At 74.1% G+C, this 12136-nt stretch carries 9 protein-coding genes; 4 read left to right on the top strand and 5 right to left on the bottom strand.

Annotated features, from left to right (window positions below; genetic code table 11):
- The first annotated feature begins 6 nt into the window (after nt 1-6).
- Nucleotides 7-2274 (top strand): hypothetical protein, encoded by a 2268-nt coding sequence (locus tag AB0H75_RS09680; RefSeq protein WP_367793240.1) that lies wholly within the window; start codon nt 7-9, stop codon nt 2272-2274.
- 172 nt (nt 2275-2446) lie between these two features.
- Here AB0H75_RS09680 and ileS read toward each other — a convergent pair whose 3' ends face one another.
- Entirely contained in the window at nt 2447-5593 is a 3147-nt protein-coding gene (gene ileS, locus AB0H75_RS09675; RefSeq protein ID WP_367793237.1) for an isoleucine--tRNA ligase, read from the bottom strand.
- A gap of 469 nt (nt 5594-6062) precedes the next feature.
- On the opposite strand from ileS, the gene AB0H75_RS09670 reads away from it, so the two are divergent.
- Genes AB0H75_RS09670 through AB0H75_RS09660 form a run of 3 tightly spaced genes read left to right on the top strand, consistent with a single transcriptional unit; the run spans nt 6063 to nt 7942 of the window.
- Complete coding sequence (locus AB0H75_RS09670; protein ID WP_367793234.1) at nt 6063-6452, top strand: TraR/DksA family transcriptional regulator; 390 nt, start codon at nt 6063-6065, stop codon at nt 6450-6452.
- A gap of 47 nt (nt 6453-6499) precedes the next feature.
- Complete coding sequence (gene lspA / locus AB0H75_RS09665; RefSeq protein WP_367793231.1) at nt 6500-7006, top strand: signal peptidase II; 507 nt, start codon at nt 6500-6502, stop codon at nt 7004-7006.
- 6 nt (nt 7007-7012) lie between these two features.
- The gene (locus AB0H75_RS09660) at nt 7013-7942 is read left to right on the top strand and encodes an RluA family pseudouridine synthase (protein ID WP_367793228.1); all 930 of its coding nucleotides are present in this window, start codon (nt 7013-7015) and stop codon (nt 7940-7942) included.
- A 67-nt stretch (nt 7943-8009) separates the two neighbouring features.
- On the opposite strand, the gene AB0H75_RS09655 is transcribed toward AB0H75_RS09660, so the two are convergent.
- Genes AB0H75_RS09655 through AB0H75_RS09640 form a run of 4 tightly spaced genes read right to left on the bottom strand, consistent with a single transcriptional unit; the run spans nt 8010 to nt 12132 of the window.
- Nucleotides 8010-10268, bottom strand: coding sequence for a protein kinase (locus AB0H75_RS09655; protein ID WP_367793225.1), 2259 nt, complete (start codon nt 10266-10268; stop codon nt 8010-8012).
- 9 nt (nt 10269-10277) lie between these two features.
- On the bottom strand, nt 10278-10589 hold the full coding sequence (locus tag AB0H75_RS09650; protein ID WP_367793222.1) for an AzlD domain-containing protein: 312 nt from the start codon (nt 10587-10589) through the stop codon (nt 10278-10280).
- Entirely contained in the window at nt 10586-11278 is a 693-nt protein-coding gene (locus AB0H75_RS09645; RefSeq protein WP_367793219.1) for an AzlC family ABC transporter permease, read from the bottom strand. Before AB0H75_RS09645 ends, AB0H75_RS09650 begins: the two co-directional genes overlap by 4 nt.
- 11 nt (nt 11279-11289) lie before the next feature.
- Nucleotides 11290-12132, bottom strand: coding sequence for an AraC family ligand binding domain-containing protein (locus AB0H75_RS09640; RefSeq protein WP_367793216.1), 843 nt, complete (start codon nt 12130-12132; stop codon nt 11290-11292).
- Between the last annotated feature and the right edge of the window lie 4 nt (nt 12133-12136).

Raw genomic sequence — 12136 nt, 5'->3', positions numbered from 1 at the left:
CCCTCTGTGATCCTTATCAGTGCTGGTTTGGTGCTCGCGGCGGTCGTGCTGCTGATCGCGGGTTTCGTACTGGCGAAGCCGTTCCTGATCATGTGGTCCATCGTGGTCAGCGTGCTGTCCGCGCTGTTCCTGGTGATCGGGGCGTTCCTGCGGCGACACGAGCTGTTCCCCGGTGGTGGGCGGGCCGCTGCGCCGGCCAACCCTCCCGCAGGGCTCATGCCGCCGCCGCCCGGCTCGCCGCCGTACAACCAGACCGGTCCTGTGACTCACCAGCCGCCGCCTCACCCGCGTCCGCAGCCGCAACCGCCGCAGCGGACGGTGACCGTTCCGGCCACCGGTCCGCGCCGCCCCCCGGCAGGCGGTGTCGCCCCCGACGCGATCGTGCTGGTGATCCCCGGCCGCAAGCGCTACCACGTGGCCGGCTGCCGGCAGCTCGCCGGCAGGCAGCACGAGGAGCTCACCTACGAGGAGGCGCGCGAGGAGGGCTTCACGCCCTGCACGGCGTGCCTTCCCGACGCAGCGCTCGGCGGACGGCAGCTGCCACCTGCCGCCGACCCCGAGCCCGCTGCCGCCCCCGGCTCCGCGCCCGCCGCGGAGAGCCGGGCCGAGACCTCCGCGGAGACCCGCGACCCGCGCCCGCCGGTCGCGCCGCCGAAGCCCGGCAGCACGGCTTCCACCCCCAGCCCGGAGCCCGCCGCCCGCGAGGAGGGTGCCACCGGGTGGTTCGGCCGGTCGGCCGCCGCCGGCGCCCCCGCCCCTGACGCCTCCGGGTCGCCGGACGCTCCCGGTTCGTCGGACGCCCCGGAGCCGGACGACGAGCAGGCGGAGACGCGGACCGCCGTCTTCCGGCCACCGCCGTACGCGAGCCGCTCCGAGCCCCCGCAGCCCGGCAAGGACCCCCGCCCGGGACCCGCTTCGGCCGAGGCGAAGGGCACCCAGGGCAAGACCGCCGAGTCCACGGGCGCCCAGGCCGGAACCGCTGAGTCCAAGGGGACCCAGGGCAGGACCGCCGAGGCGAAGGGCGCCCAGGGCAAGACCGCCGCCGAGTCCAAGGAGACCGGCACCGCGCCCGGCAAGCCGCCCGCTCCCACCGCATCGCCCGCTCCCACCGCATCGCCCGGTCCGGCCGCATCGCCCGGTACCGGCGCCAGGCCCGGTGCCACGGCCAAGCCCGGTGCCGCCGCCGGCGCGAAGCCGGGGGCATCCGGCGCCGCGCCCGGGACCGGTGGTGCCGCGCCCGCGACCGGTGGTGCCGCGCCCGCGACCGGTGGTGCCGCGCCCGGGACCGGTGGTGCCGCGCCCGGGACCCGTGGGGGCGAGCCGGGGGCCGCCGGTGGCAAGCCCACGGCCCCTCGTACCGAGGCGGAGAGCACCGGCTCCCCTTCCGGCTCCGGTTCCGGTACGCCCGCGTCCAAGCCCGGGACGTCCGGGAGCAAGGGCGAGGCGCCGGAGGACGACGCCGAGCGGACCGACCCCTCACTGCCGCGCATCGTGCCCGCCCCCGGCGAGGCGGCCCCCACCGGCACGTCGAGCCGGACCGAACCTCTCCTGCGTCCTCCCGGCGAGGGGAAGAGCCCGCGACCGGGCACCCCCGCCCGCCCCACGCCCGAGCCCGCTCGCCCGGCCGGGACCGGGTCCGGGCCCGCCCGCTCGCCCGAACCCGCTCGCCCGGCAGGCCCGGAGCAGTCCGGGCAGTCGCCGGGCCAGTCCGCACAGACCGGTAAGCCCACGCAGGCCGGCAAGGCCGGGCAGCCGGGTAAGCCCGAGCAGGCCGGTGGCCGGCCGGGGCAGGTTGCGGACGCGAGGGACGGCGGGGACGATGCCTCCGGACCGGCCACGGCGCCGCAGCCGCGCATCACCTCCTCGACCGCCCCGCCCCGCCCCGAGCCGGCGGCAGGGGCCGGGGGGAAGACGGCGCAGGAGCGGCCTCCGTCCTCGGCCGAGTCGCAGGCCAAGCCCAAGGGACCCCTGCCCTCCGGTCCCGGCGGGGCCGGTGCGGGTCAGGCGGGGGCGCCCGGCAAGCCGCACACCGCCGCGGGCGGGAAGGCCGGGGGCGCGGACGCGAAGGGCGGCGACGAGCCTCCCGCTCCCAAGAGCCCGCGTCCGGGCACGGTGAAGGTCATCATCGGCACCCGCCGCTACCACAGCACCGACTGTCCCTTGATCAAGGGCGCGGGGGACAGCGGCGTCGAGACGATGACGGTCGCCGCGGCCGAGGCGGCCGGGCTGACGAGCTGCTCGGTCTGCCAGCACGACCGCCAGACCGTCTCCTGAGACCTGAGACCTGAGATCTGGGACCTGAGGCTTGAGACCTGAGGTCCTGAGGTCCTGACCGCACCCCTCGACCTCACGCGCGCCACGAACGGCCGCACACCGGTGACACGCGAGCCCGGACACGCGAAGGGGCGCGCCGCGTTCGTGCGGCGCGCCCCTCCGGCGGTCCGGGTCAGGCGCGGCGGAGCTGGAAGGTCAGGGACAGGTCCTCGTCCGTGTGGGACGGCAGGCCGTCCACGGTGCCCTCCGTCACCGACGTGGCCAGCACCTCCTCCGCCACCACCCCCGGCTCCTCGCGCAGCGCGGCGGCCAGGTCGGCGGACGTGGTGGACCACCACAGCTCGATGCGGTCGCTGATCGACAGGCCGGTGGCCTTGCGGGCCTCCTGCACCAGGCGGACGACCTCGCGCAGCAGGCCGGCGCGGCGCAGCTCGTCCGTCAGCTCCAGGTCCAGGGCCACGGTCTCGCCTGCGCCCGCGCCGATGGCACCGGTCTCCACGGCCCAGCCGGCCCTGGGCTGCTCGTTGACGATCACGTCGTCGGGGCCGAGCATGATCTCACCCAGGTCGCCCGCCTCCACCATGACCGTCTGGCCGGCGCGGATGGCGCGGGCCACGCGGGCCGGGTCGGCGGCGGTGACGGCGGCGGCCACCAGCTTGGTGCTGGAGCCGAACCGCTTGCCCAGCGCCCGGAAGTTGGGCTTGACCGTGTAGGACACGAGATCGGCGCTGAAGCCCGACATATCCTCCAGGGCCTGGACGTTGAGCTCGTCGGCCACCAGCCCGCGCAGCTCGTCCGGCAGCGTGGGCCAGCCGTGCGCGCCCACCAGGGCCCGCCGGAGCGGCTGGCGGGTCTTGACGCCGGAGGAGGCGCGGGCCGAGCGGCCCAGCTCCACCAGCCGTCGCACCAGCGCCATCCGGTCGGACAGCACCGGGTCGAGCAGGTCCTCGCGCACCTCGGGCCAGGACGCCAGGTGCACCGAGGCGGGGGCGTCGTCGGCGCGGAGCACGTCCCAGAGGTAGTCGGTGATGAACGGCGTGATGGGGGCCATCAGCCGCAGCACCGTCTCCAGGCACTCGTACAGGGTGGCGAACGCCTCCTGCGAGCCCTGCCAGAAGCGGCGGCGCGAGCGGCGCACGTACCAGTTGGACAGGTCGTCCAGGAAGTCGGCCAGGCGGCGGCCGGCGCGCTGGGTGTCGTACTCCTCCAGCGCCGCCGTGACCTCGGCGACCGTGCGGTGCAGCTCGGCCAGCGCCCACCGGTCGAGCAGCGGCCGCTCGGCGGCCGGAGGGGCCTCGGCCAGCCGGGACGGCGTCCAGGACTCGGCGCCCGCGTACAGGGCGAAGAACGACGAGGTGTTCCACAAGGTCAGCAGCACCTTGCGGACGATCTCCTCCAGGACGTTGTGCCCCACCCGGCGGGCCGACCACGGCGAGCCGGAGCAGGCCATGAACCAGCGCAGCGCGTCGGCGCCGTGCTGGTCCATCAGCGGGATCGGCTCCAGGATGTTGCCGAGGTGCTTGCTCATCTTGCGGCCGTCCTCGGCCAGGATCAGGCCGAGGCAGAGCACGTTCTCGTAGGAGGAACGGCCGAAGACCAGCGTGCCGACCGCCATGAGCGAGTAGAACCAGCCGCGGGTCTGGTCGGTGGCCTCGCAGATGAACTGCGCCGGGTAGACGCCCTCGGGCTTGCCCCGCTCGCCCCACTGCGCGAACGGCATCGAGCCGGAGTCGTACCAGGCGTCGATGACGTCGGGCACGCGGCGGGCCTCGGCGCCGCAGGACGGGCAGGGGAAGGTCACGTCGTCCACGTACGGGCGGTGCGGGTCGAGGGCGGAGACGTCCCGCCCGGCCAGCGTGCCCAGCTCCTCCATCGACCCGACGCAGGTGACGTGGGTGTCGTCCTCGCCGCACACCCACAGCGGCAGCGGCGTGCCCCAGTAGCGCGAGCGCGACAGCGACCAGTCGACGTTGTTGCGCAGCCACTCGCCGAAGCGGCCCCACTTGATCGTCTCGGGGTACCAGTTGGTGTTGCCGTTCTCGGCCAGCATCTGGTCCTTGACCGCGGTGGTGCGGATGTACCAGGAGGGCAGCGCGTAGTAGAGCAGCGCCGTGTGGCAGCGCCAGCAGTGCGGGTAGCTGTGCTCCAGGTGACCGCCGCGGTAGAGCAGGCCGCGGGCGTCCAGGTCGGCGGTCAGCTCCTCGTCGGCGTCCTTGAAGAACCTCCCGCCGACCATGGGCACGTCGTCGAGGAAGCGGCCGTCGGGGCCGATCGGGTTGACCACGGGCATGCCGTAGCGCTTGATGACCGCCATGTCGTCGGCGCCGAAGGCGGGGGCCTGGTGGACCAGGCCGGTGCCGTCCTCGACGGTGACGTAGTCGCCGAGCACGACGTAGTGGGCGTCGGGGATGTCGACCAGCTCGAACGGCCGGGAGTAGGTGGTGCGCTCCAGGTCGCGGCCGGTGTAGCGGGCGACCTCGGTGACGCCCTCGCCGAGGACCGACAGCAGCGGCTCGGCCACGACCAGGACCTCGCCGTCGGGGGTGCGCGCCGCGACGTAGGTGACGTCGGGGTGCACGGCGACGGCGGTGTTGGACACCAGCGTCCACGGCGTGGTCGTCCACACCAGCAGCGCGGCGCCCAGCTCAGCCAGCGGCCCGGAGGTGACCGGCATGCGGACGTAGACCGACGGGCTGGAGACGGTCTCGTACCCGCCGGGCTGGCCCAGCTCGTGGTCGGACAGTCCGGTGCCGCAGCGCGGGCAGTACGGCGTGATCCGGAAGTCGCGGAACAGCAGCCCCTTGTCGAAGACGACCTTCAGCGACCACCACACGGACTCGATGTAGGACGGGTCCATCGTCCGGTACGCCTGCGACAGGTCGATCCAGTAGCCCATCCGCTCGGTGAGCTGCTCGAAGGCGTCCACGTGCCGCAGCACCGACTCGCGGCACTTGGCGTTGAACTCGGCTATGCCGTACGCCTCGATGTCGCGCTTGCCGGACAGGCCCAGCTCGCGCTCGATGCCGACCTCGACCGGCAGGCCGTGACAGTCCCAGCCGGCCTTGCGCGGGACGCTGAAGCCGCGCATCGACTTGTAGCGGGGGAAGAGGTCCTTGAACACGCGTGCCTCGACGTGGTGGACGCCGGGCAGGCCGTTGGCGGTGGGCGGGCCCTCGTAGAAGACCCAGGCGGGGTTGCCCGCGTTCTGCTCGACGGAGCGCTCGAAGATCTTCCCGTCCCGCCAGCGGTCGAGGACCTCATGCTCGAGCGCGGGCAGGTCGACCTGCGCGGGAAGAGAGCGGAAGGTTGGGGAAGACATCTCGGGCGTGACCTCCACGCTTGATCGTCGGCCAGGACAAGCGTGAAGGGACGAAGCCGTGCGGCTCCGCGGTACCACCCTTCTTGACCCCGCACGCGGGCGGAGCCCTCTTCATTCGGTCTGCTGCCGGTTCTAATGAGCTCCGTGGAGCCGTTCTTCCGGCGGCTCCGGGGTGATATCCCTCACAGTCGGGCCCCATCAACGCCTTGCAGACTCAAACCATAACGCAGAGTAGGAGCGGGAGCTTCCAGGTTTCCCTGGTGGCGTTCCCACGGCCCCGACCCGCGCATCGGTACGCCCGGCGTAAACGCCGACAAAGTTGTGGGAATGGACGCCGCTGAGGAGGAGTTAGTTGCGCGAGGCGGGATAGTACGGGTGAGGTAAACAGCCCGGCGGGTCGTTTGTCGTTCCGTTATGCGGATCCTAAGCTGCCCGCACCTCAAGGCCTTGATCAGCAATGGAGGCAGCCATGGCGGCAGTCACGCAGACCGCTACACCGTCGATGTGGTCGGAAGAGGAGCTGGCCGAGGTACGCGGCAGTCTCCAGCGGGAGATCGCCGAGCTGGAGGCGGACATCCTCCGCCACGAGAGCGCGATAGCCTCTGGAGAGATCACTCAGGGGGCCGGCGACGACCAGGCGGACGCCGGAGCCAAGACGTACGAGCGCGAGCGCGAGATCGCCCTTACCCTGAATGCGCGCGATCTGGTCGCGCAGAACGAACGTGCGATCGCCAGGATCGACGCAGGGACCTATGGAGTGTGCGAATCGTGCCACAAGCCGATCGGCAAGGAACGCCTCCAGGCGTTCCCGAGGGCGACGCTGTGCGTGGCCTGCAAGCAGAAGGAGGAGCGCCGGTAGGCAGACCTCGCCGTCGCCTGCTCGCCGTTCTCGTCGGGCTGTCGGCCGTGATCTACGCGGCCGACCTCGTCACGAAGACGGTGGCGCTGCGAGCGCTGGAGGGCGAGGCACCGCTGGTCGTCATCCAGGACGTCCTGCAGTTCCGGGTGATCTTCAATTCCGGTGCCGCGTTCAGCATGGGCACCGGGATGACCTTCGTCTTCACGCTGGTCGCCGCCGGGGTCGTGGTGGCGATCGTCCGCACCGCGCGCAAGCTGGGCAGCAGGGCATGGGCCGTCACGCTCGGCCTGCTGCTCGGCGGCGCGCTCGGCAACCTCACCGACCGGCTGCTGCGCTACCCGTCGGGCTTCGGCCGGCCGACGCAGCTCCAGGGGCACGTGGTCGACTTCATCGAGGTGCTGCCGGGCCACTTCCCCGTCATCGACTACTTCCCCGTCTTCAACGTCGCCGACTCGGCCATCGTCTGCGGCGGCATCCTGGCGGTGCTGCTGGCCTGGCGCAACGTACAGATCGACGGGACCCGCGAGGGCAGGACGGCGGGCGAGAGTGAGTGAGCAGCAGTGAGTGAGCAGCGCAGCCTGCCGGTTCCCGACGGCCTGGAGGGCGAGCGGCTGGACGCCGCGCTGTCGCGGCTGTTCGGCTTCTCCCGCACCCGGGCCGCCGAGCTGATCAGCGACGGCGACGTGCTGGTGGACGGCCGCGAGCCCGCCAAGTCCGACCGGGTACGCGCGGGCGCCTGGCTGGAGGTCACCCTGCCGCCGCCGGTCACCACGCCCATGCCGGTGGCCGAGCCGGTGCCCGGCATGACCATCGTGTACGAGGACGACGACATCGTCGTGGTCAACAAGCCCATCGGCGTGGCCGCCCACCCGACCGTCGGCTGGACCGGCCCCACGGTCATCGGCGGGCTGCTCGGCGCCGGTCACACGATCGCCACCAGCGGCGCCGCCGAGCGTCAGGGCATCGTCCACCGCCTGGACGCCAACACCACCGGCGCCATGGTGGTGGCCAAGAGCGAGCACGCCTACTCCCACCTCAAGCGCGCCTTCAAGGAGCGCACCGTGGACAAGCGCTACCACGCGCTGGTCCAGGGGCACCCCGATCCGTTCCGGGGCACGGTGGACGCGCCGATCGACCGGCACCCGTCGGGCGACGGCCGCTTCGCGGTGGTGGCCGGCGGCAAGCCGTCCGTCACCCACTACGACACGATCGAGGCGTTCCGGGCGGCCTCGCTGCTGGACATCAAGCTGGAGACCGGGCGTACGCACCAGATCCGGGTCCACATGTCGGCCCTGCGCCACCCGTGCGTCGGCGACCTGCTGTACGGCGCCGACCCCACGCTCGCCGCCCGGCTGGGCGTCACCCGGCAGTGGCTGCACGCGGTCGCGCTCGGGTTCGAGCACCCCTCGACGGGGGAGTGGATGTCGTTCAGCACCGACTATCCCGCGGACCTGCAGAAGGCGCTCGACCTCGTCCGCGAGGAGTCCTGACCCCGGCCTGACCCGGACCCCGCTCTGGACGTGGGTCCGACCCGGGCCGGGGTGCCGGGGTTCGCCGTCAGCCGGAGCCCTCGACCGCGCCGGGGGAGGCGGCCGGCTCGGCGTTCTCGTTGCCGGTGTCCTCGTTCCCGGTGTCCTCGTTGTCCGCGCCGGAGCCGCCCTGGCCGGAGTCGTCCCGGCCTGAGTTGTCCTGGCCGGAGTTGCCCCGGTCGGACGGGCGTTCCGCCGGTGTCCTGGCGGGGGTCTTCTTCTGGCTCGGCCGGCCGCTGGGCTGGTCCCCGGTGGGGGGCGGGGTGCCGCCGCGGCGCGGGGCGTCCCCGGTGCGCTGGGGGGACGTGACGCCCTCCTGCCGGGACTGCTCGGACGGCGGGGCGGAGGACGGCTCCTCGGAGGCGGAGCGCGACGGGGAGTGCGTGGCGACCGCGGGCTTGGTGGACGGCGGGGTGCTTACCGACTCGTTCGCGCGGCTCGACCACCAGGCCACACCGCCGACGAGCACGGCGACCAGCAACGCGCCGCCGACGAGGAGCGCCAGCGGCAGCCCGCGCCGCCGCCCGCCCCCGGCGCCCGCGGCCCCGCCGGTGGGTCCGGTCCCGTCTCCACCTGCCGCCGTACCTGCCACGCCCGCCGCACCGCTGGACGCCGCATAGGGGGAGGCGGTGTCGGAGGAGGCCGCATGAGGGGAAGCCGCGTAGGCGGAGACCCCATGAGGAGAGGCCCCAGGAGAGGCCGCGTAGGCGGAGGCCGCGCCGGAGGGGGTTGTATGGGCGGAGGCGGCGTCGGTGGGGGTCGCGTAGGCGGAGGCCCCATGAGGAGAGGCCCCATGCGAGGCCCCATGCGAGGCCCCACGAGAGGCCGCGTAGGCGGAGGCACCGCCGAGAGAGGTCGTGCCGGGGGAGGCCGCGTCGGAGGGGGTTCCGTTGGCGGGGGTCGCGCGATGGGGAGCCGCGCCCTCGCCCGCCAGAGCTCCGCCCGCTAAGGCGCCGCCCGCTGCGAGCCCGCCTGCTGTGAGCACGCCTGGCGGGGTCTCGCCCGCAGGGGTCCTGTCCGGGGTAGATCCGTCAGCTGGATGACCGACGGCTGCCGGCCCACCGGTCGGGAACTCGCCTACGGGGGGCACGTGCGGTGTGGTCCCGCCTGCCGCGAGCCCGCCTGGCGGGGTCGCGCTCGCGGAGGTCCCGTCCTGGGCGGACCCGGTGGCGGGGAGACCGGCCGCTGCGGGCCCGCCTGCCGTGGGCCCGCCTGCTACGGGCCCGCCTGCTGTGGGCCCGCCCGGGGCGAACGCGACCGCTGGGGTGCTGCCAGGAGCGGAACCGTCCGCTGGAGTCCTGTTCGGTGCGGAACCGCCTGCCGGGGTCACGCCCGGGGCGGGGCCGTTCGCGGGTGACCCGCCCGCCGCGGCTGCGCCGGCCGCGAAGCCCCCGGCCGCGCTCGCGTCCCCCAAAGGCTCGGAGGGCATGATCATGGTGGGGGTCGGGCCGGGCGGTTCGGCGGGGGCGCCGGTGAGGACCGCGGCCAGCCGCCGCTCGGCCTCGTCCAGGGTCATGCGCTGGGCCGGGTTCTTGCGCAGCAGGCCGTGCAGCACGGGGGCGAGCGCGCCCGCCCGGACCAGCGGCTCCGGCTCGGCGTGCATGACCGCGCCCAGCGTGATGAGCGGATTGTCCCGCTGGAAGGGGGAGTGGCCCTCGACGGCCTCGTAGAGCGTCACGCCGACCGACCACAGGTCCGAGGCGGCCGAGGCCCGGCTGCCCGCCGCCCGCTCGGGCGCGATGAAGGCGGGCGTGCCGATGAGCACGCCGGTCCTGGTGACGGTGGAGTCACCCTCGGTGGTGGCGATGCCGAAGTCGGTCAGCACGGCCCGGCCGTCCTCGGTGAGCAGCACGTTGTCGGGCTTGACGTCGCGGTGCAGCACCCCGGCCGCGTGCGCCGCGCGCAGGGCCTCCAGGAGCTGCACGCCGATCCTGGCCGTCTCCTCGGGGGACCTCGGGCCGTCCTCGCGGATCAGCTCGCCCAGCGTGCGGGACGGGACGAGCTGCATGACGATCCACGGGTGCCCGTCCTCCTCCAGTACGTCGTACACGGTGGCCACGCCCGGGTGCGCCACCCGGCCCGCCGCCCTCGCCTCTCGGAAGGTGCGCAGGGCGAACACCTCGCGCTCGGGCTCGCTCAGGTCGGGCGGCGGCATGACCTCCTTGACGGCCACGTCCCGGCCCAGGACCTCGTCATGGGCCTGCCAGACCTTGCCCATGCCGCCCTTGCCGATCGTCCTGACCAGGCGATATCGCCCGCCGACCATCACCGCTGCGGAATCGGACATGCACCGCGACTACCCCAGAACCAGCCGGGCAAGCGCGGTCACTCCCGCCGCCCCGAAGAGCACCACGAGAAACGGCGCGCGCAGCAGCAGCGCCACCACCGCCGCCACGAGCCCCGCCGTGCGCGCCGGGTCGACGCGCAGCGCGCCCTCCTCGGTGAACGCCTGCACCGCGATCAGCGCGGCCAGCAGCGCCACCGGCACCAGCTCGGCGAACCTGCGTACCGTCGGATGGTCCAGCACCCGCCGCGGGGCGGCCAGCCCGGCCAGCTTCAGCGCGTAGCAGCCGGCGCACAGCGCGGCGATCGCCCACCACAGCGTCATCGCGCCCCCACCTCCGCTCCGCGTCCCGTGCGGAGCATGACCAGCAGCACCGCCGCAGCCGACAGCAGCACCGGCACGCCGGGCGGCAGGAACGGGGTGGCGCACAGCGCGATCGCCGCCCCGCAGGCCGCCAGGGCGCGCAGCTCGCCGCTGGCGCGCAGCCGGGGCCACAGGATGGCGAGGAACGCGGCCGGGCCGACCACGTCCAGCCCGAAGGCGCCCGGATCGCCCAGGAACGCGGTGCCGTACGCGCCGGCCAGCGTCGTCAGGTTCCAGGTCAGGTAGAGGCTCGTGAAGGTGACCACGAACGCCGTCCGCGCCGCCCGCCGGTCGGGCTGGGCGAGGGAGACCGCGGCGGTCTCGTCGATCACGCCTTGGGCGGCCAGCAGCCGCAGCGGGCCGCGTACCTGGAGCAGGTCGGCCAGGCGCAGGCCGTACAAGGTGTTGCGGCCGCCCAGCAGCAGCGCCCCCGCGACGGCGGCCAGCGGATCGCCGCCCGCGCCGACGGCTCCCGTCAGCGCGAACTGGGAGGCTCCCGTGAACGCCAGCAGGCTCAGCACGCACGCCTGCGGCACGCTCAGCCCCGCGGTGACGGCCGCGGCCCCGAAGGCGAGCCCGGACAGCCCCACCGCCAGGCCCACACCCAGACCGTCCCGCACGGCGGCGGGACGACGTGTCGTTCCATTCATGGGACGGCAGGCTAAAGGGCGGGCGATTCGTCCGTCTTGTACGTTCCTGCGGCACGTTGGTAGGCGGCCGGCGGCACGCCGACCACGCGTCGGAAATGCCGGGTCAGGTGGGCCTGGTCGGTGAAGCCCACCTCGGTGGCCACCCGTGCCGGCCGCATCCCGCCCTCCAGCAGGCGGCGCGCGGTGCGCACCCGCAGCGAGGTCAGGTACGCGTGCGGCGGCAGCCCCGTCGCCTCCTTGAACGCCCGCAGCAGCCCGAACGGCCGCGCCCCCACCGCCGCCGCCAGTTCCTCCAGCGCGGGCGGGTCCACCAGGCTCGCGTGCAGCAGCTCCACCGCCTCCCGCACGGCCCGCCCCCCGTCGCCGGGCGGCGTGCGCACCGGCCGGGGCGCGGCGTGCCGGGCCAGCAGCCGGGCGAACATCGTCCGGCTCAGCGTCGAGGCGGCCAGGGCGTCGCCCCGCTCGGCCGCCCGGTGCGCCCGCGCCAGCAGCGCCGCCACCGCCTCGTCCCGCACCACCTGGCGCGGGAAGTGCGGGGTCGCGTAGGGCGCGCCCAGCTCGGCGGCGATCGCGGCCAGCGCCTCGATCGAGGGATACAACATCCGGTACGACCAGCCGTCCGGCGTGCCCGCCTGGCCGGTGTGCACCGTCTCGGGGTTGACCAGCACCAGCTCGCCCGCGCCCGCCCGGTGCGTGGTGCCCCGGTAGTCGAACTCCTCCACGCCCTGGACGATCAGGCCGATGGCGTAGCCGTCGTGGACGTGGCGGGAGAAGCGGTGGGTGACGTAACGGGCCTTGAGCAGGTCCGTCTCCGGCACCGCGGGATGTCGCCAGAAGTGCGCCTGCTCTTTCACAGCT

It is taken from the genome of Nonomuraea sp. NPDC050783 (assembly GCF_040802095.1).
Classification (GTDB): Bacteria; Actinomycetota; Actinomycetes; order Streptosporangiales; family Streptosporangiaceae; genus Nonomuraea.
The sequence above is the reverse complement of the archived record's forward strand: the minus strand, read 5'-3'. Positions and strand labels throughout refer to the sequence as shown.